The organism is Nocardia sp. NPDC049190 (assembly GCF_040648115.1).
Taxonomy (GTDB): Bacteria; Actinomycetota; Actinomycetes; order Mycobacteriales; family Mycobacteriaceae; genus Nocardia.
In genome coordinates this window covers 234,860-259,904 of record NZ_JBEZDE010000002.1, presented here as the reverse complement: position 1 = coordinate 259,904, position 25,045 = coordinate 234,860, and the positions used below count along the sequence as shown (strand labels likewise).

The window sequence follows — 25,045 nt, the reverse complement described above, 5'->3', positions numbered from 1 at the left end:
GGCGGCGCGCCCCGACCGCGCCACCCGGTCACACCGTGGCGCCGGCCGATGCGATCACCGTGTGCGCCTGCTGGCGCCACTCCGCGACGGCTCTGGTGCGCAGACCCCCGAGTGCCGAATCGAACTGCTTGGCGCGCTTGGTGACCGTCAGGCCGACGTAGGTGCGCGAGTTCGTGATCGCCTTGGTCGCGATCGAACATGCCTCGTCGACCTCCCCGGCGGCCAGCAATGCCGTGGCGTGCTCGAAACGGACCAGGGCAGGTTCCATCGTCTCCGACGGGTCGTACAGTGCGATCGCGCGCGTCGCCGCCTCGGCGGTCTCCTCGGCCCGGCCGAGGCGGGAAAAACCGATCGCCTGATAAAAGGCGAGCTTTTCCGGGCGAAAGGAAAAAATGCCGACCGGAAGGTCTTCTGGTCCGACGTTTTCCAATGCGGCGGCGGATCGTGCGATACAACGTGCGAACTCGCTCGCTTGGCCGAGGCTGGCGTGTGCGCGCGCCGCCATTCCCCATAGCCAGGCGGCGGCAGGGCCGTAGGACGGATTTTCGGCAAGGCGGCCGTCCAGCAGTTGCAACACTTCCTTCGGCTTATCGCTATAAGTCGGCAGATAGGCGAGACCGGCCAAAGCGATGTCTTCCGAGAAACGGTCTCCGATGTCCTGTGCGGCATGGATCGCGGTGGCGTACCACATCCGCGCCGGGCCGAAATATCCTTCGTTGAACAGGATCTCGCCGACGACATTGGCCAGCCTGCCGGCCGTGCGGACAAGCCGTACCTGCTGATGGGTGGCCTGCCGTTCACTGAGGCAGCCACGGACCATGCGGAACTGTTCGAGGCCGGCCTGGAGCAATTCATGCGGCGGCACCTGAACCACCCGTGTGCCCAGTACCTCGGCCGACTGCTCCAGAAATCCGAGCCGTCGTGCGCTGATCGATCCCGCGTCCAGGGTGGCCAGCATCTTCTCCGGTTCGCTCGCCACCAGGTCGACCGCCTGGCCGGCCAGGCCCGCGCCGAGACAGGCCAGCAGTTCTCGCCTTCTCACGTCGTCATCCTCGACTTCCTTGTCGAGCCCGATTTCCCTACCGAGCTGGATGTGCGTATCGGACGCCGGATCGGCGCCTTCGCTGTCGACGGTCGATGCCCGGCCCGCGGCGATGGCCCGTTCGAATCGCGCGAGGACGATCGCATCGGCGTCCGACACAACCCGGTCCAGCAGACGCCGGCTTGCTGCGTGCATCCGGGTTGTCCGGCCGTTCTCCCACAGGACCACGGTGCGCGGGGTGACGCCCACCAGACGCGCGAATTCATACCGGCTTCGCTTCATTGCCGTGCGGAGCGCTACTACGGCTTCGCCCGTCCAGTCGACGTCAACCATAGGGCTCTCTTCCCCGCATAAAACCGATACAACCGGAAAGTACTCGTAATTACCACATTCGGGACTGTTATCCACCTAATCGCAACGCGCACTGTTGATTAGCACCCGGCGCCGGGGTCCGCCCAAACCCTGTCGAAGGCGCCCGCTCTCCGAGATCCGCCGCGCGGCGGGACACGGTCCGATGATTCGGGTCGAGCGCGGTTCCGGTAGCGCCTTTTCGGTGCCGGGTGCACTGCTCTAGTGGAGGTGAGAGATGAATGTGTTGCCCTCGGATGTTCGGGATTTGTGGCTGGTGCACAGCCGCGATTGCGCTCAGGAACCGATCGGTCTGAACTATGCGCGCGCCCGGTTCATCTGCACCGTCCACGGTGGGCACGGCGCGAACTGCCGCCAGTACTCCGCCGCTTCGGCGTACTGCGTGCAGTCGAGCTTCGACAGCTGAGCGGCCGTGGATTCGATGCTGACCGTGCTCAGCTGGTGTGTTCTGTTGGTATCGGCGATCGCCGCCGTCGGCTTCTGGTTGCCGAACTGCGCCGCCGAGGACCCGCACCGCGCGCCGGATCAACCGTTCACCACCGAACAGGCACATCAGGTGATGCAGGGACATCGTTCCTGCCGCGCGGATGCTTGTCCACGCAAGCGGGCGGCGTTTTGTACCTTGGTCGCGACTGGACGAGTTGTGCCCGATAACCGGGCCGAGGGTTATTCGCGCTGATCAGGCGGCGATCGGCCGAGTAGCGCCACCGCATCACAGGCTCTCGTCGAAGAACCCGACGGCCTGGTCGTCGGCGCGCTGCTGGACTCCCGCCGGGGGACGGATTTCCGTGCGTGGGACAGCTTGTCAGTGGGTTGCTCGAAGCTTCGGTGCGACTTTCGCGGTCGGAGTCGACCGGCGGCGCGCCGAACAGACGGGGAGGGGCAGTCACACCCGCACCGACCTGGTCGCCAGACATATCGGCGGCGGCATTCCTCATCACCCAAGACACAGAGGCACCCGCCGGTGCGGGATGCCCCTGCGCCTTATGTGCGTTGTCCGAAAGATCGGCGGCGGGCCGTGCGCTGATCAGCCAGCGGCCGACAGTGCGTCGAACTCCTTGTCGGTCAGCGTGATTCGCGCGGCGGCGATGTTCTCCTCGACGTGCGCGACGCTGGAGGTGCCCGGGATAGGCAGCATGACGGGCGAACGGCGCAGCAGCCAGGCGAGCGCGAGCTGTGCCGGCGAAGCGTCGTGCGCGGTGGCGATCGCGTCGAGTCGGCCGCCCGGCTTGGCGAGCTCGCCGGTCGCGATGGGGAACCACGGGATGAAGGCGATGTTCTCCCGCTCGGCGTAGTCCAACACATCCTCGTCGGTCCGATTGACCAGGTTGTACAGGTTTTGTACCGACACGATGGTGGCGATGTCGCCCGCCTGGCGCAACTGCTCGACGGTGACCTGCGAGAGGCCGATGTGGCGGATCTTGCCTTCTTGCTGGAGCAGGACGAGTTCCCCGAGCTGATCGGCCAACGGCACTTGCGGATCGATGCGGTGCAGCTGATAGAGGTCGATCTGGTCGACGCCGAGATGGCGGAGGCTGAGCATGGCCTGCTGGCGGAGATACTCGGGCCGGCCGAGCGGTCGCCAGTCGTCCGGGCCGCCCCTGGCAAACCCACCCTTGGTGGCGATCACCAGGTCGTCGGGGTACGGGTGTAGGGCTTTGCGGACCAACTGTTCGGCGACGATCGGCCCGTACGAGTCGGCGGTGTCGATGAAGTTCACCCCGAGTTCGACGGCACGGCGCAGGACCCGCACCGCGGCATCGGGATCCTTCGGATCGCCCCAGACACCCGGGCCGGTCAGTTGCATCGTGCCGTAGCCGAGCCGGTGCACCGGAAGATCGCCGTTGAGGGCGAAGGTTCCGGAGGCTTCTGCGAGGTGGGCGTGCAGGTTTGTGCTCATGGAATCGGTTCCTTCCCACGTGACGGAACTGCGCGAATGCGGGTGAGCTGTACGCCCGCGTAGGCACATCACCGCGGCGCGGAACGCCGGCTCTCTTTCAGCAACATCGTGGCCGTGACGTGGATTCCCGATGTCGGACTCGCCGGTCGTCGGCGGGTCCATCCGCGTGGCGGCGTCGGCGGATGACCGCGCTCACCGCGGCGGGTCCGCCTCCGCGCGGCCGAACAGCACCGCCTGCATCAGGTGGACGACCCGCGGCCGCGAGCACACCGGATCCTCGGAGCCGAATCGCTGACCCAGATCGACCACCAACGCCAGCGCCGCGTGCACCAGTAGCCGCGCCTGGACCGCCGACAGTTCGGGGCGGACGCCGACCAATAACCTGGCCCACTCGTCGATGGTGAGTCGCTGGATGTTGCGTAGTACGGTGCGTTCGTCCGGTGGCACGTTGCCGATCTCGGCGTAGTAGACGAAGGTCAGCTCGCGTTCGGCGAAAGCACTCGCGACATACAGCTCGATCAGCGTGTTCAGCGCCTGCTCGGGGGTGTCGGCGGCGGCGATGGCGGGCCCGATGGCGGCCGACACCCGATCCGCCGCCCGGCGAAACGCGGCGGCGAGGATATCGCCTTTGCTGCGGTAGAACCGATATACCGCCGAGGACGCGGGCAGTCCCGCGGCGGTGGCGATGTCCTCCACACTGACATTCGGATAGCCGCGCTGATGGAACAGCTCGATCGCACGGACGAGCAGCAGTTCGTGTTTGAAAGTCAGTGGGATCTCGGTCACCGCGAGGGTGTCGGCGCCGCCGGGCGGGGGCAGCGCGCAGTGCGCGACCGCGTGACAGGCGGTGCCGAGTAGAGCGGCGAGCGCGCGTACCGGCATCGACACATGATGATCGCCGATGCTGCTCAGGACGCTCAGCAGCGCGGCGGCGAGGACGGCGCGATCGCCGGTGCTCGGCGTGGGCTCGGTCTCGGCGAGTAGCGACATGAGCACCGCATTCACGGTCGACAGCTGCTCGGCCAGGACGGCCGCGTCGGCGTCCTCGAGGTAACGCCGCTGCCAGCGCAGCACCGCGGCGCTGCGCCGATTGGCGATCGACCCGGCGATCAAGGCATCGAGCACCTGCTCGAGCCTGCGCTCGGCGGGCAGGTCGCCAGCGGCGTCCGGCAACCGAACCGCCTGCTCGCTGAGGCTACCGAGGCGGAGCGCCTCCGCGCGGAACAGTGCGTACTTGCTCGGATAGTGGCGGTAGAGCGCGGTGGAGGTGATGTCGAGCCGGGACGCGATGTCCTCCATACTCACGCCGTGGTACCCCAGCGCGCCGAAGGCCTCCGCCGACACTGCCGCGATTTGGGCTCGTCGATTCCGCGGCCGTTTTCGGATCACCCGCGGCGGTGTCGCGCCAACCGCCTTGTCCACAACACGGCTTTCCTGGACGCCCATTCCGCGATGGTAGTCCAACCGGCTGTTGGTTAAAGCCGCCTTTCCCTAGGCTGCAACGAAATTGAATGCTCGGTCACAACGGTGTGTGTAGTAAGTCTGTTTTGTCAGCAAATGCCACAATGTGACTCGGAATAACAGCTAACATAAGCGACCGTTTGGTACCGGTTATGCGCGCGTCGGCGACCGCTCCGTGCTGCCGAACAGGACCTGCCGCATCAGCAGCCGTACGCGGTCCTGCGCGGCTATCGGCTCGTTGCCGAAGGATCGGCCCAGATCGACCACCACCGCGAAGCCCGCGTGGATGAGGAACCTCGCCTCGGCAGGGGTGAGGTCGGGTCGCACGTCGCGCAGCAGCCGGGCCCACTCTTCGACACTGAGCCGCTGGATGTTTCGCAGCATGGCGCGGTCCTCGGCCGGAACATGTTGGAACTCGGTGTAATACACGAACGCCAGATCGCGCTCGGTGAACGATCCCGCGACGTATTGCGTGATCAATGTGGTGAGTGCGTCCGCGGAGTCGGCGGCCGCCGTGACCGCAGGTCCGATGGCGCCGGAGACCTGTTCTGCGGCGCGGCGGAACGCGGCGGTGAGGATATCGCTCTTGCCGCGGTAGAACCGGTACACCGCCGAGGCGGCCGACAGACCGGCGGCCGCGGCGATGTCTTCCACGCTGACGTTCGGATACCCGCGCTCATGGAAGAGCTCCACCGCTTTGCGGAGCAGGAGTTCGTGTTTGAACGAGTTCGGGATCTCCACCACGGTGACCGGCTCGACAGCGCGCTGCTCGGGCAGGTTCGTGTGCACGATCGACCAGGCGGCCGAACGCAACAGGCGGGCAATCGATTTCACCGGAAGGTTGGCGTGGTGATCGGCGATGCTCGTGATGGTGCTCAGCAGTGCGCCGCGCAGTACCCGCTGATCGTCGTCGGCCAGTTCCGGCCGCAGCGCGGACAATTGGGTGCCCAGTGCGTCGAGAACCGCGGCCTGCTGCTCGTTGCGCGTGGTCTGGTCCTCGGGGTCGAGGTATCTACCCTCCCAGCGCACCAGGGTGACGGTGGGGCGGTTCTCGATCGTCACCGCGATGAGCGCGTCGATCACATGCCGCAGTCGCTGTTCGGGCGGCCAGTCCGCGGCCTCCTCGGGCAACTCGATCGATCCGGTCATCGCCCGGCCGACTCGCAACAGCTCTTCCCGGAACAGCGCGTATTTACTCGGATAATGGCGGTAGAGCGCCGCCGAGCTGACTCCGAGCCCGCCCGCGATGTCCTCCATGCTCACACCGTGATAACCGAGCGCGCCGAACGCGGCAGCCGATGCCGCCGCGATCTGGGCACGGCGATTTTTCGGCCTCCGCCGGATCTCCCCAGGTGCCCAGGCGCCGCTGCTCGCCTTCCGCGCCGTACGGCGATTGTCGACACTCATGACAAACATCGTAACTACCTGGTCGTATGCCGGGACGCGGAGTTGAGTGTCCGGTAGAGGATCTGTTATCCGGTGATCCACGGCGGCACTGCGCAACAGCCGCAAGATGTCCTGCCTCGGCACCGTGCCGGTGGCGGCCGCACGGATGTGCTCTCGGCGGTCTCGCTCTGGATCCCGTGCCGAACACACTGTCGGTTCATCGGCGATCGTGCGGACGCGGCGGTAAGGCCGGGGTACGCGCCGAGAGGTTCGAATTGGCTGGTCAGGACGGTCGAGAAGGCAGCGAAGTCGGTGTTCGGGATCGGGGCGGCGTCGCGGCGTCATACCTGCTAGGTTCGCGGGCATGCCCGCGCGTGATGAGAAGACTGTCGGTCTGGTGCTGGTGACCTACCAAAGCGCCGAGGATCTCCCTCCGTTCTTGGCATCGCTACCGGCGGCAGTCGACCCGCTGAAGCTCGACGTGATCGGTGTCGACAACACCTCGAGCGATCGCAGTGCCGATATCGTCGCCGAGTTCGGCGGCAAGGTCATCCGCAACAGCAAGAACGTGGGTCTGGCGGCCGCGATCAATCAAGGCGCGGCGGAGACGAATGCCGAGTGGATCCTGGTCGCCAACCCGGATACGCACCTCGCGCCCGGTTCGATAGCCGCGCTGGTGGAGACCGCTATGACCGACGAGACGATCGGCATGATCGGTCCGCAGGTGGCCCGACTGGATGGCACGCCCTATCCGACCGGGCGGCGCTTTCCGTCGCTCGCAGTGGGAATCGCGCACGCGTTGCTCGGTGGTGTGTGGCCCGCCAATCCCGCGACCCGCGCGTATTTCGGCGATCCCGTGGCCACGGCCAGCGACGTCGACTGGATCTCCGGCTGCTGCATGTTGTTCCGGCGCAGCGCGTTCGACGCCGTCGGCGGGTTCGACGCCCGGTACTTCCTCTATTTCGAGGAAACCAAGATGGCGCTCGATATGCACCGCGGTGGGTGGCGGGTCGTGTTGGACCCCCGTGTCCAGATCCGTCACCGCGAGGGCGGCAGCATGCGATCGGCGCCGTTCCGCAAGATCCGGAGCCACCACCGCAGCGCCTTGCGGTTCTACTGCGACTACCACCAAGGCTCGCCCTGGCTGCTGTTCGCACCACTGGTCGCGGCGGGGCTGGTGGTACGGGGCTCGGCGGCAGCCTTGCGGACCGCCATCGCACAACGCTTGCGGCGCTGAACGAATGGCGGTTTCCCAACCGCGGGCCGCCCTTTCCCGGTTGTTCAACTCCCGGCGGCCGCCGGGTCGTCAGCAGCCGCGCGCATCCGGTCGAGGATGAGTTTCCGGTCGGCACGTTCGAGGATCAGAGCAACCTGCGGCGCTGTCAGACCGGCTTGCGCCATCGGGGGCGGCGTCTCGAGCCAGTGGTGGTCCGGCGGCACGCTCAGGTCGTCCTTGAAGCCGAAGTGCCGATGCATGGCCTCGGCCACGGTGCCGATCGTTGTGATCGAGTAGATGTCGATGTCGCCCAGAAATTCCAGGCCCTGACGCATCAGGTGACTGCCGACCTTGTGGCCCTGGTACTCGGGCAACACATGCCAGGCAATCAGCTGGCCCGTGCGGTCCGGCCGGTAGATGGGCTGGATGTATCCGGCGACATCGCCGTCCACTCGGGCAATGAAAATCGCTGTGCTGCCATCGGAGAGAAGCTTCCGATAGTCCGGGGGCTTTCGTGATGCCATGTCGGCGATCAGACGCTCCACGCCACCGGTTTCGGCGCCGGGGAGATTCGCGTAGGCATTTCGGGAGGCGGCCAGAAGCGCGCGGACAATGTCATGCTCGTCCGTCGGGGTGGCTCGAACAATCTCAGGTGCACGCTTGATGATCGCGCCACCCGCCGAAAAGCTTGCTGTCATCGGAGACTCGGAGCTCATCGACCAAGTGTGACACCGTCACGTCCGGTTCGGAGCCGCCACCCGCGGAACCCGTGCAGCGACCTCCACACCACCCGGCGCCCTATGTCGGACGCGGTCCTGTCCGCCCACGACGTGCGCTGGACTCGGTCGACCACACGGTCGAAGGATGCAGCCGGCCGATCAGCGACGGGCGCGTTTCAGCGACCGCGCACGGGTCGCGCGATGCGTACCCGCTGGTCGTCGGGCGTATTCTCGATATCGTCGAGTTGCGTGATGATCGTGCTGCGCAGGTCGTCGTAATCATCGAACGAGTAGTCGTTGAACAACGTGTAACCCGTCCACATCAGGTTGGCGCACACACGCGCAGGCACGTTGCCGGTTTCGGCGCCCATGCCGACCAACGCCACCGATGCGATGCTGCCTGGTGCGTCGTTGTTCTGCCGGTGGATCGCTTGGAACCCGGCGGCACACGCCAAGGCCACATTCAGGGTCTCGCTGACGTTCTGTACGGACGTCTCCATGGTCGGCGTGGAGATCAGGTACCGCGGGTTGGTTGCCCCGGACGGAACGCATACCGCGCTGCCCACCGGAAGTCTCCCCGCGCACTGATCACGGATCGCCCGCTGCACTCGCAGTTGGATTCCCGCCCCGAGGTGCTGCTTGATGACCGCGTCGAGCCCGCCGTCCATCCGACCCCGAGAGTTGGTCGGGGTGACCCAGGCATCGACGTGCTCATCCAAGATCGAACCGTGGTGGATCTCGATCTCGGGGTTGTCGGCGAATGCCGCCCGCCACGCCACCACCACGTCCGGGTTGATGTCGGTCAACACCACCCGCAGCGGCGCCTGCTTACGGTTCATGCTCATGATCCACTCCCATAGCGATGCGGTTTCTTCGTCGTGCGCGACGCTACCGGTCCGCACCGACATGGCCGCTGTCCGAAGATATTTCATGACCTATAGTGCCGCTGGTGAGCATGAACGATCCGCTGGCCCTTGCCGAATTGTTCAACGGCGGCGGTGAAGCGTGGCTTCCCGTGCTGAAGCCGGTCATCGAGGCACAGCCGAACGCCGCCATGTTCATGGGCCCCGGCCGTGGTCCGCACGTCGTTCCGGTGCGGGAACTGACCTTCCAAGCGCTCAAGCCCAATCCACCGCACAAGTGGAAGGTCGTCATCTTCGGCCAGAACCCGTACCCGCGGCCGGAGAGCGCCACCGGTATCGCCATGTTCGACAACACCTTCCATCACTGGAAGGACAGCCAGTTCGGCAGGGTCGTCAGCATCCGCTGCATTATCAAGGCAGCTGCGATGTGGAAGTACGGCATACCCAAGAAGACCCCGATTGCCGACATCCGCGCACTGTTGCACGAGCGGGACGTCGTTCAGCCCCCGGAATGGTTCCAGGCGATGCTCACCCAGGGTGTGCTGCTGCTGAACGCGGCGCTCACCGCCAGTAGCGACGGGGCGATGGGAATCGACCAGCACACTGCGTTCTGGCGTCCCGTCGCCGAGCGGATCATCGAAGAGATCCTCGAGGCCAAGCAGAACGCCGCCGAGGCCGACCGCGGTGTCGTCTTCGCGTGGTGGGGATCGCACGCGCGCAGTGTGAAAAAAGTCGTCCTGCAACTCCAGAAGAAGTACCCCCAGGTCGACGTTCGGCATGTCGACCACCCCAATCCTGCCGCGCAGGGCGACATCTTCTGCGACGGCGACCATTTCGCCACAGTGAATGCAGCCCTCGCGGCATTGGGCGCCGACGAGATCGATTGGCTTCCGAGTACCGGCTGGAACAAGCTGGCGGCGGAAGCCGGCGGGACAGATCCCGACATCGCCGAACGCATGGGCGCGTTCATCGCCTCCACCATGGAACTACACCAGCTGTACCTCGAACGGCTGGCCGGGGTCAAGGACGAGGGGCTCGTCCTTCCCGCCATCACCGGTGTGTTCGACACCCCGCTCATGGATTTCCACGATGCCATCGCTCCCGTCGCCGAACTGCTATCCGGTCTCGATCAGCACGCCGAACTCTCGCACGAGTTCAGCAAGCGGCGGGCGGACCAGGCGACCGATGGGTTGCCCGCCGCCGCGATCGCCGCACTGCACCTCTACACCTACGAGTCCGCGTTCTATCGGGAGATCAACACCGTCCTGCGCGCCTCGGACCGGGCGAAACTCACCCCATACCTACCGTACCTGCGACTGCTGTTCTCGGCGGTCGCACAGCTTCCCGCCCGTAGCGAGCCGTTGTGGCGCGGGGTCTCGCTGGACCTGCGTGCGCAATACTCGCCAGGTCGGACCGTGACCTGGTGGGGAGTGTCCTCCTGCACGTCCGAGCCCCGCGTGGCGCGGGCATTCCTCGGTAGTCGCGGTAAGCGAACACTCTTCGAGGTGCTGCCCACCCGGGCCGTGAGCATCCGCGATTTCTCCGCGTTCACCGAAGAAGAGGAATTCATCCTCCTGCCGGGCACACAGTTCGAGGTGACGGACGTCAAGGCCGAGCGCGGCGGGCTGTACATCGTGAAGTTGACCGAGTCGGACGAACAGCCTCTCGTATCCTGAGCGTCGAGCGCTACCGAGTACCGGTCCGCGATTCGCGCAGCTGTGCGGCAGGAGAACCGAGGGCCTGGGTTCGCCCTGATATCAGTTGCTCCCGCTCGGGCGGATCGCGCCGTACCAGTCCAGCAGATCGGGGTTGTCGACCGCGCTGCGCTCGACCACGCGGTCCGGGTCCGCGCCCTGGAACAGTTTCTTGATCGGTACCTCGAGTTTCTTGCCGGTGCGGGTGTGCGGGATGCCGGGAGCCGAAATGATCTCGTCCGGGACATGCCGCGGCGACACCTCGGTGCGAATGGTGCTGTTGATGCGCGATTTCAGGTCTTCGGTCAGTTCGGCGCCTGGGGCGAGGACCACGAACAGCGGCATCCAGTACCCGCCGTCGGGCTGTTCGGCGCCGATCACCAGGGCCTCGGCGACTTCGGGTAGCCGCTCGACGGACTGGTAGATATCCGCGCTGCCCATCCGGATGCCGTGCCGATTCAGCGTGGAGTCGGAGCGCCCGTGCACGATGACGCTGTGGTGGTCGGTGATGGTGATCCAGTCGCCGTGCCGCCAGACGCCGGGATAAGTGTCGAAATACGCTTCGTGATAGCGCTTTCCGTCCTCGTCACGCCAGAAGCGGACCGGCATGGACGGCATCGGTGCGGTGACGACGAGTTCGCCGACTTCCCCGCGCACCGGCTGCCCCGTCTGATCGAAGGCATCCAGCGCGACGCCGAGGTATGGCGCCGACAGTTCACCCGGCCATACCGGCACGGTGCGGACGCCGCCGATGAACGCGGACACTACGTCGGTCCCGCCACTGATCGAGGAGACCTGGACGCGCTCGCCGACGTTCTCGCCGAGCCACAGCGCCGAAGAGGTGGGCAGCGAGGAACCGGTGATGCCGACCGCGCGCAGCGCGGACAGGTCGTGGTCGGCGCGCGGCACCGCGCCCGCCTTGATGCAGGCGAGCACGTAACCGGGGCTGGTGCCGAGCACGGTGGCGCCGACCTCGGCGGCGATGCGCCACAACGAGTCCGGTGTCGGATAGGTGGGACTGCCGTCGTAGCAGACAATGGTCGCCCCGACCAACAGGCCCGCAACCTGGAAGTTCCACATCATCCAGCTCGGACTGGTGTACCAGAAGAAGGTGTCCTCGGGGCCGATGTCGGACTGCAGCGCCAGGGCTTTGAGGTGTTCGAGCAGTACCCCGCCGTGCCCGTGCACGATGCCCTTGGGTAGCCCGGTGGTGCCGGAGGAGAACACGATCCACAACGGGTGATCGAAATCCACTGCTTCCGTGGTGATCACCGCGGGTATCGCCTCGGCGTCGCGGACCGCTTCGCGCCATGAGGTCGCGTCCGGGACGTCGAGCCCCAACTGGGACACCGCGACGGTGGCGCGAAGCGTGCCGAGACCGGCTTGTAGTGCCGCGATGTCCGCGCGCTTGTCGTGCGCCTTGCCGCCGAAGCGGTAGCCGTCGGCGGTGACCAGCACGGTCGGCTCGAGCTGCCCGAGCCGATCCAGCGCTGCCTTCGGCGAATAGTCCTGACCGCAGGCGCTCCAGACCGCGCCGATGCTCGCGGTCGCCAGAAACGCGACGACCGCCTCGGGAATATTCGGCAGATAGCCGGCCACCCGATCGCCGGCCCGCACGCCGAGCGAACGCAACGTGCGAGCGAAAGCGGCCGTGCTGTCGATCAACTCGGCCCAGGACACCGCACGCACCACACCGTCCTCGCTGACCGCCTTGATCGCGGGGCGGTCGCTGCGCAGCTGACGGATCACCTGATCCACGTAGTTCAACCGGGTACCGGGAAACCATTGCGCACCAGGCATTTCAGCGCTGCTCAGCACCGCGCCTGCCACGTCGCCCAGTGCGAAGTAATCCCACAGCGTGCGCCAGAACCCGGCCAGGTCGTCGACCGACCATTGCCACAGCGCACGGTAGTCCGGGACCGGCACCCCGGTGCGCTCCGCGACAAACGTCGCGAAGTCGGTGATGCGCGCGTGCGCGATGTCTGCTTCGGTGGGCACCCATTGTGGTTGCATCGCAGTCCTCCTGACTGTACGAACTAAGTGGTCAGGCGTGCCCGGCGCGTCGCACGATCTGCTCGGCATGCCGGAACACGGGGGCATCGACCATCCTGCCCCCGAAGGTGAAGACTCCGCGGTGCTTGGGCGCTTCGTCGAGGACCCCACGCGCCCAGACGATCTCGTCCTCGGAGGGTGCGTACGCAGCCCGGAGCACCGGGATCTGGCTCGGATGGATCGCGACCTTCGCGTCGAAGCCGATCGCGACCGCGTCCAGAACCTCCGCGCGTAGGCCGTCCAGATCGCGAATATCCAGGTACACCGAATCCAACGCGAACTTCCCGTACGCCTTGGCAGCCAGCAGCGTGCTGGACCGGACATGGCGCGCCACATCACGGTAGCCGCCGTCGGCCTGCCTGCTCGCAGTTCCGCCGAGCCCGGCGATCAGGTCCTCGGCACCCCACATGACACCGATCGCGTTGCGGGCCAGCACGGCCCGCTCCACCGCGAGCGCGCCGAGCGGTGATTCGATCAGCGCGATCACCTCGTAGTCCGGCAGCGCCGTGATGTGTTCGGCGGACTCGCATTTCGGCAGCATGATCCGTCGGTATTCGGTCTCGGCCAGTGCCGCGAGATCGAGCGCGTGCTCGTCGGTATCCGCGGCGTTGACTCGGACCACGGTGGTCTCCGGGTCCAGCGCCGTGTCGATCAGTGCCGCGCGCGCCGCCGCCTTGTCGTTCGCGGCGACCCCGTCCTCCAGATCGAGGATCACCACATCGGCCACCGCAGCGGCCTTCTGATAGCGATCCGGCCGATCGGCCGGACAGAAGAGCCAGGCCGGACCGGCCATCTGCCAGGTCATGCTGTGTCCTTTCGAGCATGAGCGGGGCCCTTCGTGGTTACGCGGGGCTGCCGTCTTCGGGCCTGACCGTTCATGCTGTGTCCTTTCGAGCATGAGCGGGGCCCTTCGTGGTTACGCGGGGCTGCCGTCTTCGGGCCTGACCGCTCATGCCTGCCCCGGGGACTTGCGGACCAGCGTCTTGCGGATCGCGGTGGCGACGATGTCGCCGTGCTGGTTGCGTGCGGTATGCGCGAAGGTGACGATGCCCTCGCCGGGGCGGCTCTTCGATTCGCGCTTGTCGCTGACCACCGTTTCGGCGTACATGGTGTCGCCGTGGAACAGTGGCTTGGGGAAGGCGATCTCGGAGAAACCCAGGTTGGCGACGATGGTGCCCTGGGTCAGCTGCGCGACCGAGAGGCCGACCAGTGTGGACAGCGTGAACATCGAATTGACCAGCCGCTGGTTGAACGGGGGCAGTTGCTCGCTGAACGCCGCGTCCAGGTGCAGCGCCTGGGTGTTCATGGTCAGCGTGGTGAACAGGACGTTGTCCGCCTCGGTGATGGTGCGGCCGGGCCGGTGTTCGTACACCACCTCGGTGTCGAACTCCTCGAACCACAGCCCGCGTTGCACCACCGCGCGCCGCGGCGTCACAGTCCCAGCTCCCGCGCGATCAGCATCAGCTGCACCTCCGTTGTTCCCTCGCCGATTTCCAGGATCTTGCTGTCCCGATAGTGCCTGGCGACCGCGTATTCGTTCATGAACCCGTACCCGCCGAAGATCTGCGTCGCGTCCCGGGCGTTATCCATGGCGGCCTCGCTGGCCACGAGTTTCGCGATGGACGCCTGCTTCTTGAACGGCTTGCCCGCCAGCATCGAAGCCGCGGCGTCGTAGTAGGCGGCGCGGGCGGCATGGGCCCGCGCTTCCATCCTGGCAATCTTGAAGGCGATGGCCTGGTTGCGCCCGATCGCCTGGCCGAAAGCTTCGCGGTCCTGGGCGTAGCGCACGCTCTCATCCACACAACCCTGCGCGGCGCCGACCGAGAGCGCGGCGATCGCGATCCGGCCCTCGTCCAGGATGCGCAGGAAGTTGGCGTAGCCGCGGCCGCGTTCGCCGAGCAGGTTCTCCTCCGGTACGCGCACGTCGGTGAAACTGAGCGGATGGGTGTCGGAGGCATTCCAGCCGACCTTGTTGTACGCGGGCTCGGCGACGAAGCCAGGTGTATCGGTTGGCACCAGGATGGTCGAGATCTCCTTTTTGCCGCCGTTTTGCCCCGTCACGGCGGTTACCGTGACGAGCGCTGTGATGTCGGTGCCGGAATTGGTGATGAACTGCTTGCTGCCGTTGATGATCCATTCACCGCTGTCGGCGACCGCGGTGGTCCTGGTTCCGCCCGCGTCGCTGCCCGCGCCTGGCTCGGTGAGCCCGAATGCGGCGAGATTGCGGCCGCTGGTCAGCCGCGGCAACCATTCCCGCTTCTGCTTGTCGTCACCGAACCGATAGATCGGCATGATGCCGAGCGAGACGCCCGCCTCGAGGGTGATCGCGACACTCTGGTCGACCTTGCCCAGTTCCTCCAACGCCAGGCACAGTGCGAAGTAGTCGCCGCCCATGCCGCCGTACTCCTCGGGGAAAGGCAGTCCGAACAGCCCCATCTCGGCCATACCGGCGACCACCTCGTAGGGGAACGTGTGCTTCGCGTCGTGCTCGGCGGCCACGGGGGCGACCACCGACCGCGCGAAGTCGCGCACGGTCAGTGCGAGATCGCGGTACTCCTGCGGCAGCGTGCCGGTCGACAAGTAGTCGGTCATGCCATCTCCTTTCTCGCATGAGTGGAGCTCTTCGTGGTGATGCTTCGCTGCCGCCTCCGGGCTCGACCACTCATGCTGTGTCTTTTTCCGCATGAGTGGAGCCCTTCGTGGTGACGCTTCGCTGCCGCCTCCGGGCTCGACCACTCATGCGGGGATCCCTTCGTGTTCGGCGGGCTGCGGTTCGGTGGGTGCGGCGACAATGCGTGCCAACATCTGGTCGAGACGCACCTGGGCGCCGGGTTCGACCAGCAGTTCGACGGTTCCGGCGACCGGCGCGGTGAGCGTGTGCTCCATCTTCATCGCCTCCACGACGACGATCGCGGCGCCCGCGGCCACCGTCGCGCCCGCGTCGACCGGTACCGCGATCACCGAACCCGGCATAGGGCTGCGGATTTCGGCGTCGCCGACGTGGTCGCTGTCGCCGCGCACGCTGACCTCGGCGACTTCGCGCAGCATGGCGATGCCGGCGGGGCCGGCCACCCACAGCAGTCCATCCTGCTCGGCGACCCGGTATTCGCGGCGCAGGCCGCCTCTGGTGAGGGTGAGCACTCCGGCGTACGGCTCGTCGCCGCCGGTGAAGGTCGCGGTGAGCGGCGATGATTCGCCGTCACCGATGCGCACCGCACCGTCGGCTGGCGTGCCGGAGAGGTAGACGTGCTCGATCCGATCACCGCACGCGAGGCGGATCGGCGTCGGCGCGTCGGCCCCGATCCGCCACCCGGATGGGACCGCCCAGGGATCTCCCTGCGTCGTCGGCCAGCGCCGCAGCCAGTGGCAGGCGGCGGCGGCGGCGAACTCGTCGTCACTGACAACCGCGGGAGCGAAGTCGACGACCCGCCGGTCCAGCAGGCCGGTGTCCAGCCGTCCTTCGGCGACGTCGGGGTCGGCCAAGAGAAAGCGCAGGAACTCGATATTGGTGGTGACGCCGAGTAGCACCGTATCGGCCAGCGCCCGATCGAGTTTCGCGAGCGCGGCGGTACGGTCGCCGGCGTGTGCGATGACCTTGGACAGCATCGGGTCGTAATCGCTGCCGACCAGCGTGCCGACCCGCAGACCCGAATCGACGCGTACCCCGTCACCTTCCGGTTCAGCGAGTTCCAGCACCGTGCCGCCGGTGGGCAGGAATCCGCGGGCTGGATCCTCGGCGTACACCCTGGCCTCGATCGCGTGCCCGACCATCCGCAGCTCGTCCTGCGCTACCGCGAGTTTCTGCCCGGCCGCCACGCGAACCTGGCATTCCACCAGGTCGACGCCGGTGACCAGCTCGGTCACCGGGTGCTCGACCTGGAGGCGGGTGTTCATCTCCATGAAGAAGAACTCGTCGGGCCGGTCGGCGGAGACGATGAACTCCACGGTGCCCGCGCCGACGTAATCCACGCTGCGCGCGGTGTTGCAGGCCGCGGCGCCGATCCTGGCCCTGGTGTCGGCGTCCAACAGCGGCGAGGGCGCCTCCTCGATCACCTTCTGATGGCGGCGCTGCAGGCTGCATTCGCGTTCACCCAGGTGTAGTACGGCGCCGAACCGATCGGCGAGGATCTGCACTTCGATGTGCCGGGGCCGAGCGACGAAGCGTTCCAGGAACAGGGTGTCGTCACCGAACGCGGCCGCGGCCTCGCGACGCGCGCTGACCAGCGCGTCCGGCAGCAGATCCGGATCATCCACCCGGCGCATGCCTTTGCCTCCGCCGCCCGCGGAGGGCTTGACCAGCACCGGATAGCCGACCTCGGCCGCCGCGGCGATCAGCTCGTCATCGGTCAGTCCGGGTTTCGCGATGCCGGGCACCACGGGGACGCCGAATGCGGCGACGGTGTTCTTCGCGGCGATCTTGTCACCCATGACCTCGATGGCCCGGGCCGATGGCCCGAGGAAGACAACGCCCGCCTCGGCCAGTGCGGCGGCGAACGCGGCATTCTCGGAGAGGAAACCGTAGCCGGGATGCACCGCTTGCGCCCCGGTGCGCACGGCGGCCGCCACGACCTTGTCGATCGCGAGGTAACTCGCCCGCGCGGCCGCGGGGCCCAGGCGTACCGCGGTATCGGCCTCGTGCACGTGCCTGGCGTCGGCGTCGGCGTCGCTGTAGACGGCTACCGAGCGAATGCCCATGGCCCGCAACGTGCGGATCACGCGCACCGCGATCTCGCCGCGGTTGGCGACGAGTACCGTGTCGAATTCGACCGGAACGGAGTGGTTCAGCATCGCGATCACATCCGGAAGACGCCGTAGGAGATGGGTTCGAGCGGCGCCTGCGCACACACCGAAAGGGCAAGTCCGAGCACGGTTCTGGTGTCGGCGGGGTCGATCACGCCGTCGTCCCAGAGGCGGGCGGTCGAGTAGTAGGGATTGCCTTGGCTCTCGTACTGTTCCCGGATCGGGGCCTTGAACGCTTCCTCTTGCTCGATCGACCACGGCTGCCCGCTGCTGTCGAGCTGGTCGCCGCGCACCGTGGCCAGCACCGAGGCCGCCTGCTCGCCCCCCATCACCGAGATCCTGGCATTGGGCCACATCCACAGAAACCGCGGGGAATACGCGCGCCCACACATCGAGTAGTTGCCCGCGCCATAGGAGCCGCCGATCACCACGGTCAGCTTCGGCACCCGCGCGCACGCCACGGCGGTGACCATCTTGGCGCCGTGCTTGGCGATGCCGCCGGCTTCGTAGTCGCGGCCGACCATGAACCCGGTGATGTTCTGCAGGAACAGCAGCGGGATCTTGCGCTTGTCGCACAGCTCGATGAAATGCGCACCCTTCATGGCGGATTCGCTGAACAGCACGCCGTTGTTGGCGACGATGCCCACCGGGTGGCCGTGGATGCGCGCGAATCCGGTGACCAGGGTCTTGCCGTACTCGGCCTTGAACTCGTGGAAGCCGCTCGCGCCGCTCCCATCGCCATCCACCAAGCGATGGATGACCTCGCGCGCGTCGTAGGGTGTGCGCAGGTCGACCGGGACCACGTCGTACAGCTCCGATTCCGGCGCAGCGGGTGCGACGGTGGGCAGCACCTCCCACGGGCTCGGCTCGCGCGGGCCGAGCGTGGCCACGATGCGGCGCACGATGCGCAGCGCGTCCTGGTCGTCTTCGGCCAAGTGGTCGGTGACCCCCGACGTGCGCGAGTGCAGTTCGCCGCCGCCGAGCTCCTCGGCCGTGACCACCTCGCCGGTCGCGGCCTTCACCAGCGGAGGTCCACCGAGGAAGATGGTGCCCTGGTCGCGCACGATCACAGCCTCGTCGCTCATCGCCGGCACGTAGGCGCCGCCGGCGGTGCACGAGCCGAGCACCGCGGCGATCTGCGGGATTGCTTCGGCGCTCATGGTCGCCTGGTTGTAGAAGATGCGCCCGAAGTGCTCCCGGTCGGGGAATACCTCGTCCTGGCGCGGCAAGTACGCACCGCCGGAGTCGACCAGGTACAGGCAGGGCAGCCGGTTCTGCAGGGCGATCTCCTGCGCGCGCAGATGCTTCTTCACCGTCATGGGGTAATAGGTGCCGCCTTTGACCGTGGCGTCGTTGGCCACGATCACGCATTCGCGCCCGGACACCCGACCGATGCCGGTGATGATCCCCGCGCCGGGAGACTCGTCGTCGTACATCCCGGTCGCGGCAAGCGGCGAGAGCTCGAGGAACGGGCTGCCCGGGTCGAGCAGCTGGTCTACTCGCTGCCGCGGCAGCAGCTTGCCGCGCGCGACGTGACGATCACGCGCCTTCGCGGGGCCGCCCAACGCCGCGGCGGCCAGCCGGGCACGCAGGTCGTCGACGAGCGCCGCGTGCGCGGCGCGGTTGCCGACGGCCTCTTCGGTAACGGTCATCACGCCATCCTGTCGTCCAGTTAGTCGACGATAACTGGAATTCAGGTTAGTCTTGGTTAACCGAACTGTCCACATCGGGGGAAAGGAGCGGGGGTGACCAGCGTAGAAACCGTCACGCTCACTCGCCGTGAGCGGTTGAAAGCGGAACGTCGAGTGCAGTTGCTGGAGGCGGGAGCCCGGCTGATCGCCGACCGTGGGTACCTCGGCATGCGTCTCGACGATCTCGGCGCCGCCGTCGGAATCAGCGGCCCCGCGGTCTACCGCCACTTCCCGAACAAAGAGGCGTTGCTGGTCGAGTTGCTCGTCGGCGTAAGTCAGCGGCTGCTCGACGGCGGCAAGGCGGTGGTGGCGACGACGACCTCCGCGCGGGAGGCGCTGGCCGGGCTGGTCGACCACCACCTGGACTTCGCGCTCGGCGAGCCGGAGCTGATCCGCATCCAGGACCGCGACCTGGACAACGTGCCCGCCGCGGCTCGCCGCGAGATCCGCCGCACCCAGCGCCACTACGTGGAGATCTGGGTGGCGGTGCTGTGCGAGTTGCATCCGGAGTTACCCGAGGAGGCGGCGCGGGTGCAGGCACACGCCGTCTTCGGTCTGATCAACTCCACCCCGCACAGCGCGACCACGGCGACCGCGGTCCGGGCCAGGCCCGTGCTGCGCGACATGGCGCTGGCCGCCCTCGGCTGAGCACGCCCTCATCGCGCGCTCCAGCCGCCGTCCATGGTGTAGGACGCGCCGGTGACCATGCCCGCGTTCGGCGACGCTAGCCAGCCCACCAGTGCGGCGACCTCCGCCGGCTCGACGAGACGCTTGATCGCGCTCTCGGTGAGCAGGATCTTCTCGACCACCTCCTGCTCAGCGATGCCGTGCGCGATCGCCTGGTCGGCGATCTGCTTGTCCACCAGTGCGGTGCGGACATAGCCGGGGTTGACGCAGTTGCTCGTCACGCCGTGGCGGCCGCCTTCGAGCGCGGTGACCTTCGACAGGCCCTCCAGCCCATGCTTGGCCGTCACGTAGGCGACCTTGTACTCCGAGGCGCGTAGGCCGTGCACCGAGGAGATATTGATGATGCGTCCGAAGCCCTGCCGGTACATGTGCGGCAGGGCCGCGCGCACCAGCAGGAACGGCGCCTCGACCATCAGCCGGAGTAGCTCGCGGAACCGTGCCGGCGCGAAGTCCTCGATCGGGCTGATGTGTTGCACCCCGGCGTTGTTGACCAGGATGTCGGTCGACAGCTCCAGTGATTCCAGCGCCTCGACGTCGAGCAGGTCCACCGCCCAGGACTTTCCGCCCAGTTCACGAGCCAGCGTCTCGGCGGCGACGGCATCGAGGTCGGCGATGGTGACCTGGGCGCCGCGGGCGGCCAACTCCCAAGCGCACGCCGCGCCGATCCCGCTCGCGCCGCCGGTGACCAGGGCGGAACGTCCGTCGAGGTCGCTCATCGCACCGCCACTTTCGCGGTTGACGCGCCGAGGCTTTCGGCGTCCGCGAGATCGACGCTCTCCAAGGTCAGTCCCTTCGTCTCGGTGGCCGCGAGCACCGCGATCACGGTGATCGCCGCCGCGCCCGCCAGGTACCAGGCGATCGGCACCGCGGAGTGGTAGGTGTTGAGCAGCCGGACCGCGATGATCGGGGCCAGCGACCCGGCCACGATCGAGGTGACCTGGTAGCCGAGCGACACTCCGGAATAGCGCATCCGGGTGGGGAACATCTCCGCCATGATCGCGGGCTGTCCGGCGTACATCAGCGCGTGGAAGATCAGGCCGATGATGATGGCCGACATGATGACCAGGTTGTGGCCGCTGTCCATCATCGGGAAGGCGAAGAAGCCCCAGGTGCCCGCGGTCAGCGCCCCGACCAGGTAGACCGGCCGCCTGCCGAAGCGATCGGACAGGCTGCCCACGAGCGGGATCATCACGAAGTGCACCGCGTGCGCGGCGAGCAGCCACCACAGGATCACCGTGGTGTCGACGTGCACCTGCACCTTGAGGTAGGTGATGGTGAAGGTGACCACCAGGTAGTACATGACGTTCTCGCCGAATCGCAACCCCATGGCGACGAGCACACCGCGCGGGTAGCGGCGCAGCACCTCGACGACGCTGAGCGAGGTCGCCTTGATCTGTTCGGCTTCCTTCTGCGCCGCGACGAAAATCGGCGCGTCGGTGATCTTCGTGCGGATGTAGTAGCCGATCAGCACCACCACCGCGGACAGCCAGAAGGCCACCCGCCAACCCCAGCTGAGGAACGCGGCGTCCGACAGCGAGGAAGTGAGCACGAGCAGCGCCACGGTCGCCAGCAGGTTGCCCGCGGGTACGCCCGCCTGCGGCCAGCTCGCCCAGAAGCCGCGGGCGCGGCTCGGGCTGTGTTCGGCGACGAGCAGGACCGCGCCGCCCCACTCGCCACCGACCGCGAATCCCTGGATGAAGCGGAGCACGACAAGTAGCGCGGGCGCCCAATATCCGATCTGCGCGAAGGTCGGTAGACAGCCCATCAGGAAGGTCGCGGCGCCGACCAGCACCAGGCTGAACTGCAGCAGTTTCTTCCGGCCGTACTTGTCGCCGAAGTGCCCGAAGACGATGCCGCCGAGCGGACGCGCCGCGAAGCCGACCGCGTAGGTGATGAATGCGGCCAGGATCGCGTCCAGATCGCTGGTGCCTTGGGCGAAGAACACCTTGCTGAACACGAGGGTGGCGGCGGTGCCGTAGAGAAAGAATTCGTACCACTCGACGACCGTGCCCGCCATCGACGCGGCCACTACTCGCCTCAGACCGGTCGGTGCCCTGCCCGGGCCGCCGCCCGTGGGCCGCGATGTACTGCGCACGCTCATCGAACACTCCTTTGTGCCGGGGGCCACCGTCGACAGGTGATGTGATGGCCCCCACAATCCGTTGGCTGCACCGAAGTATTCGTGCAGGTCTTCCGCCTCCGCAATGACCAGATCCGCACGATATGTCTGCGAGAATGCAGATATGAGCGCGGTGTCACCAGGATCTGCGCGTCGACCCAGCGCGGATGATCTGCTGGTTCTGCTGGCGGTCGGCCGTTCCGGCCGGTTCGTCTCGGCGGCCGAGGAGCTCGGCATCAACCACACCACGATCTCCCGCCGCATCGCCGCGCTGGAGCAAACCCTGGGTGGACGGGTGCTGACGCGGGTGGCGGGCGGCTGGGAACTCACCGACCTCGGACGCGAGGCGTTGGCCGCGGCCGAAGCCGTGGAATCGGCGGTGAAATCACTCGCCGCCGACGCCACCGGAAACCGTGTACTGCGCGGAGTCGTCCGGGTCTCGGCCACTGATGGATTCAGCGCGTACCTTGCCGCGCCCGCGGCAGCCGAGGTGCGGCGACGGCATCCGAAGATCGCCGTCGAGATCGTGGCGACGACCCGGCGCGCGTCCCAACAGCGCTCCGGACTGGATATCGAAGTGGTGGTCGGCGAACCACAAGTCCACCGTGCGACGGCCTTCCGTCTGGCCGATTACTGCCTCGGCCTCTACGGCTCCCGAGACTTCCTACGGGAATACGGAACTCCGCGCAGGATCGACGACCTGGCACGATATCCGCTGGTCTACTTCATCGAGTCCATGCTCCAAGTCGACGACCTCGACTTGGCCTCCAGTTTCGTTCCCACCATGCGTGAATCGGTGACGTCCACCAACGTTTTCGTCCACGTCGAGGCCACCCGCGCTGCCGCGGGCCTCGGCCTGCTGCCCTGCTTCATGGCCGACCGGCACTCCGACCTCGTCCGGGTCCTCGCCGACGAGGTCACCGTGACATTGGCGTATTGGCTTGTCGCCCGGGCGGAAACGCTGCGTAGACCCGAGGTCGCGGCATTTGTCGACGCGATTCGCGCCAGAGTGCACGACCAGCGCCAGGCGTTGCTGGGCCTCCCACACTGATTCCGCAGCGTTCGTCTGCGAGGCCGCGCGGCATGGACCGATGGGAGATCGCAAAGCGTCGCAGGGTATTCGCCTCTCGCGGACGGGACGGCGACCGTGCCGATCACCGCGATCATGCCGGTGTCGTCGGCCTGGGTCGGGCAGTGGGCGCAGCGGCACGGTGCACGCCTACCGATGACGATCGGGCTGTTACTCGTCGCCGCCGGATCGGTGCTGCTGGCCCGGATCGACGCGCACGGTTCGTATTCGATCGGGGTGCTGCCCGGCGTCGTTCTGTTCGGTGCGGGCATGGCGGTGTTCGTTGCGGACCGCGGGCCGCGATCCGGAAGTCCTCGCGACATACCTAGTCGGTGGCCGCCGCGACAGCGAAGACGACCTAGGGTGGGCGGATGGCCTCACTTGTGGATCCCGATGTGCGCGAGTTCCTCAGCCACGGCACCCGGACGGGCAAGGTGGCGTTCGTCACCGCCGACGGAAGGCCGATGGTGACGCCGGTGTGGTTCATCGTCGACGGCGACGAACTGGTCTTCAATACGGGTAAGTCTTCGAGTAAAGGCAAGGCGTTCGCCAGGGACGGGCGCGTCGCGGTGTGCGTCGACGCGGAGGGACCGCCGTACCCGTCGGTCCAAGTGCAGGGCAGCGTGACGCTCTCGGAGGACCCGGACGAACTGCTGCGGATCGCCACCGAGATCGCCGGACGGTATGTGGGTGCGGATCGGGCCGAGGAATTCGGAAAGCGCAATGGAGTGCCTGGGGAACTGGTGGTCCGATTGCGGCCTTCGAAGGTGATCGCCCACTTCGACGCGATCGGTTGATCCGTCCGCGCCGACGCTCGCCCGTCGGCGCGCTGCCCGGGGCGCGCTCTGCCCGCGCGGCGCCCCCGCTGTGATGACCCTTGGGGTGGTCCGTCGGTGTGTGCGGCGGTCGTCGCGGACGAGCGGTCGGGGAGCGGGACGGGCATAGACTCGCGAGTATGACCGTGCATTTCATCGGGGCCGGACCGGGCGCGGCCGACCTGCTGACAGTGCGTGCGGTCGAGTTGTTGCGCACCGCGCCTGTGTGTTTGTTCGCCGGCACCTACCTGGATCCGGATGTGCTGGCGTATTGCGCGCCCGAGGCCGAACTGATCGACACCCAGCACCTCGACCTCGACCAGATCACGGACCACTTGGTGCGTGCGGACACGGCAGGTGACGATGTGGCCCGGTTGTGCTCAGGGGATCCGTCGCTGTATTCGGCGCTGGCCGAGCAGACCCGCAGGCTCGACGCGTACGGCATCTCCTGGGACGTCACGCCCGGAGTGCCCGCCTACGCCGCCGCGGCAGCGTTGCTCGGCGCCGAGTTGACCGTGCCGGAACTAGTGCAGTCGGTCGTGCTCACCCGCACCCAGGCCCGTTCGACCGCCATGCCCGAGCGCGAGGCCCTGGCGAATTTCGCGACCACCGGCGCCACCCTGGTGCTGCATTTGGCCATCACCCGAGTGCGCGCGCTTGCCGCCGAACTCACCGCCGACTACGGCCCGGACTGCCCGGTCGCCGTTGTCTATCGCGCCAGCCAACCCGGGCAACTGGTCCTGCGCGGTACCCTGGCCGACATCGCCGACCAGGTCGAAGACGTGGGGTTGCGGCAGGCCGCGGTGATCATGGTGGGGCGTGCGCTGTCGTCCACCCAGTCCTGCGCCGGATCCCACCTCTACGATCCGGCTCGCCTGCGTCGATCCTGACCGCCGGATGCCACGCCGGTCCGCGATGTGAGAACGACAACAGGGCCACCACAACGCCGCTGCCTGTGGTGATGTCTATCAGCTATGGCGGTTGGTTGGTCGGGCGCCTACCGCGACGGTAGATTGATCCGGTGATTCGCAATGACAGTCCCGGCAGAGCCGGTCGGAGGGCGTTGGGCACGGTCGAGCTCATGTAACGAGGTCGGCCTTGAACAGATAGTTCGAATGAACATTTTTTGCCTGATTGATATGAGAATTGAACCCGGAGATGCAGGCGCCACGCTTGGATAGGTGAGCGTCCCCTCCGGGTGTCGTCGGGGAGCGCTTGCGTG

The 25,045-nt window shown here is 67.0% G+C and carries 21 protein-coding genes; 7 read left to right on the top strand and 14 right to left on the bottom strand.

The features are described from left to right. Window positions 1-28: 28 nt before the first annotated feature. Window positions 29-1,375 (bottom strand): hypothetical protein, encoded by a 1,347-nt coding sequence (locus tag AB0B25_RS03020; RefSeq protein ID WP_357173824.1) that lies wholly within the window; start codon window positions 1,373-1,375, stop codon window positions 29-31. Between the two features lie 253 nt (window positions 1,376-1,628). Here AB0B25_RS03020 and AB0B25_RS03015 point away from each other — a divergent pair, with 253 nt between their 5' ends. Then, complete coding sequence (locus AB0B25_RS03015; RefSeq protein ID WP_357173821.1) at window positions 1,629-1,817, top strand: hypothetical protein; 189 nt, start codon at window positions 1,629-1,631, stop codon at window positions 1,815-1,817. 621 nt (window positions 1,818-2,438) lie between these two features. Here the strand turns inward: AB0B25_RS03015 and AB0B25_RS03010 are convergent. From AB0B25_RS03010 to AB0B25_RS03000, 3 genes are all read right to left on the bottom strand, one after another. Beyond that, complete coding sequence (locus AB0B25_RS03010) at window positions 2,439-3,311, bottom strand: aldo/keto reductase (RefSeq protein WP_357173819.1); 873 nt, start codon at window positions 3,309-3,311, stop codon at window positions 2,439-2,441. A gap of 192 nt (window positions 3,312-3,503) precedes the next feature. Next, a complete protein-coding gene (locus tag AB0B25_RS03005) occupies window positions 3,504-4,757 on the bottom strand; it encodes a TetR/AcrR family transcriptional regulator (RefSeq protein WP_357173816.1) in 1,254 nt (417 codons plus the stop codon). A gap of 165 nt (window positions 4,758-4,922) precedes the next feature. Beyond that, window positions 4,923-6,179, bottom strand: coding sequence for a TetR family transcriptional regulator (locus AB0B25_RS03000; protein ID WP_357173813.1), 1,257 nt, complete (start codon window positions 6,177-6,179; stop codon window positions 4,923-4,925). Window positions 6,180-6,522: 343 nt separating this feature from the next. Here AB0B25_RS03000 and AB0B25_RS02995 point away from each other — a divergent pair, with 343 nt between their 5' ends. Beyond that, on the top strand, window positions 6,523-7,395 hold the full coding sequence (locus AB0B25_RS02995) for a glycosyltransferase family 2 protein (RefSeq protein ID WP_357173810.1): 873 nt from the start codon (window positions 6,523-6,525) through the stop codon (window positions 7,393-7,395). Window positions 7,396-7,439: 44 nt separating this feature from the next. Here the strand turns inward: AB0B25_RS02995 and AB0B25_RS02990 are convergent, their stop codons facing one another. After that, a complete protein-coding gene (locus AB0B25_RS02990) occupies window positions 7,440-7,919 on the bottom strand; it encodes a GNAT family N-acetyltransferase (RefSeq protein WP_357173807.1) in 480 nt (159 codons plus the stop codon). 350 nt (window positions 7,920-8,269) lie between these two features. Then, entirely contained in the window at window positions 8,270-8,938 is a 669-nt protein-coding gene (locus AB0B25_RS02985) for a macro domain-containing protein (protein ID WP_357173804.1), read from the bottom strand. A 110-nt stretch (window positions 8,939-9,048) separates the two neighbouring features. On the opposite strand from AB0B25_RS02985, the gene AB0B25_RS02980 reads away from it, so the two are divergent. Next, window positions 9,049-10,632, top strand: coding sequence for an ADP-ribosyltransferase domain-containing protein (locus tag AB0B25_RS02980; RefSeq protein ID WP_357174146.1), 1,584 nt, complete (start codon window positions 9,049-9,051; stop codon window positions 10,630-10,632). An 81-nt stretch (window positions 10,633-10,713) separates the two neighbouring features. On the opposite strand, the gene AB0B25_RS02975 is transcribed toward AB0B25_RS02980, so the two are convergent. From AB0B25_RS02975 to AB0B25_RS02950, 6 genes are all read right to left on the bottom strand, one after another. Next, window positions 10,714-12,663 carry an acetoacetate--CoA ligase gene (locus AB0B25_RS02975; RefSeq protein WP_357173801.1) on the bottom strand — a complete coding sequence of 650 codons (1,950 nt, stop codon included), beginning with the start codon at window positions 12,661-12,663 and terminating at the stop codon, window positions 10,714-10,716. 31 nt (window positions 12,664-12,694) lie between these two features. Next, window positions 12,695-13,507, bottom strand: a complete 813-nt coding sequence (locus AB0B25_RS02970; protein ID WP_357173798.1) for a CoA ester lyase — start codon at window positions 13,505-13,507, stop codon at window positions 12,695-12,697. A gap of 144 nt (window positions 13,508-13,651) precedes the next feature. Next, window positions 13,652-14,137, bottom strand: coding sequence for a MaoC family dehydratase (locus AB0B25_RS02965; RefSeq protein ID WP_357173795.1), 486 nt, complete (start codon window positions 14,135-14,137; stop codon window positions 13,652-13,654). After that, complete coding sequence (locus tag AB0B25_RS02960; RefSeq protein ID WP_357173792.1) at window positions 14,134-15,294, bottom strand: acyl-CoA dehydrogenase family protein; 1,161 nt, start codon at window positions 15,292-15,294, stop codon at window positions 14,134-14,136. Before AB0B25_RS02960 ends, AB0B25_RS02965 begins: the two co-directional genes overlap by 4 nt. Window positions 15,295-15,438: 144 nt before the next feature. Continuing rightward, window positions 15,439-17,490: a biotin carboxylase N-terminal domain-containing protein gene (locus AB0B25_RS02955; RefSeq protein WP_357173789.1), complete on the bottom strand. Its 2,052-nt coding sequence runs from the start codon at window positions 17,488-17,490 to the stop codon at window positions 15,439-15,441. 5 nt (window positions 17,491-17,495) lie between these two features. Beyond that, window positions 17,496-19,094, bottom strand: a complete 1,599-nt coding sequence (locus AB0B25_RS02950; RefSeq protein ID WP_357173786.1) for a carboxyl transferase domain-containing protein — start codon at window positions 19,092-19,094, stop codon at window positions 17,496-17,498. Window positions 19,095-19,187: 93 nt separating this feature from the next. On the opposite strand from AB0B25_RS02950, the gene AB0B25_RS02945 reads away from it, so the two are divergent. After that, window positions 19,188-19,781: a TetR/AcrR family transcriptional regulator gene (locus AB0B25_RS02945; RefSeq protein WP_357173783.1), complete on the top strand. Its 594-nt coding sequence runs from the start codon at window positions 19,188-19,190 to the stop codon at window positions 19,779-19,781. Window positions 19,782-19,789: 8 nt separating this feature from the next. Here AB0B25_RS02945 and AB0B25_RS02940 read toward each other — a convergent pair whose 3' ends face one another. Then, entirely contained in the window at window positions 19,790-20,536 is a 747-nt protein-coding gene (locus AB0B25_RS02940) for a 3-hydroxybutyrate dehydrogenase (RefSeq protein ID WP_357173781.1), read from the bottom strand. Further along, window positions 20,533-21,921 carry an MFS transporter gene (locus AB0B25_RS02935; protein WP_357173779.1) on the bottom strand — a complete coding sequence of 463 codons (1,389 nt, stop codon included), beginning with the start codon at window positions 21,919-21,921 and terminating at the stop codon, window positions 20,533-20,535. The genes AB0B25_RS02940 and AB0B25_RS02935 overlap by 4 nt, the downstream gene beginning before the upstream one ends. Before the next feature lie 142 nt (window positions 21,922-22,063). On the opposite strand from AB0B25_RS02935, the gene AB0B25_RS02930 reads away from it, so the two are divergent. The 3 genes from AB0B25_RS02930 (at window position 22,064) to cobM (ending at window position 24,713) form a co-directional block, all read left to right on the top strand. After that, window positions 22,064-22,990, top strand: a complete 927-nt coding sequence (locus AB0B25_RS02930) for a LysR family transcriptional regulator (RefSeq protein ID WP_357173776.1) — start codon at window positions 22,064-22,066, stop codon at window positions 22,988-22,990. A 389-nt stretch (window positions 22,991-23,379) separates the two neighbouring features. Continuing rightward, entirely contained in the window at window positions 23,380-23,805 is a 426-nt protein-coding gene (locus AB0B25_RS02925; protein WP_357173773.1) for a PPOX class F420-dependent oxidoreductase, read from the top strand. A gap of 158 nt (window positions 23,806-23,963) precedes the next feature. Then, entirely contained in the window at window positions 23,964-24,713 is a 750-nt protein-coding gene (gene cobM / locus AB0B25_RS02920) for a precorrin-4 C(11)-methyltransferase (RefSeq protein WP_357173770.1), read from the top strand. Window positions 24,714-25,045 lie beyond the last annotated feature (332 nt).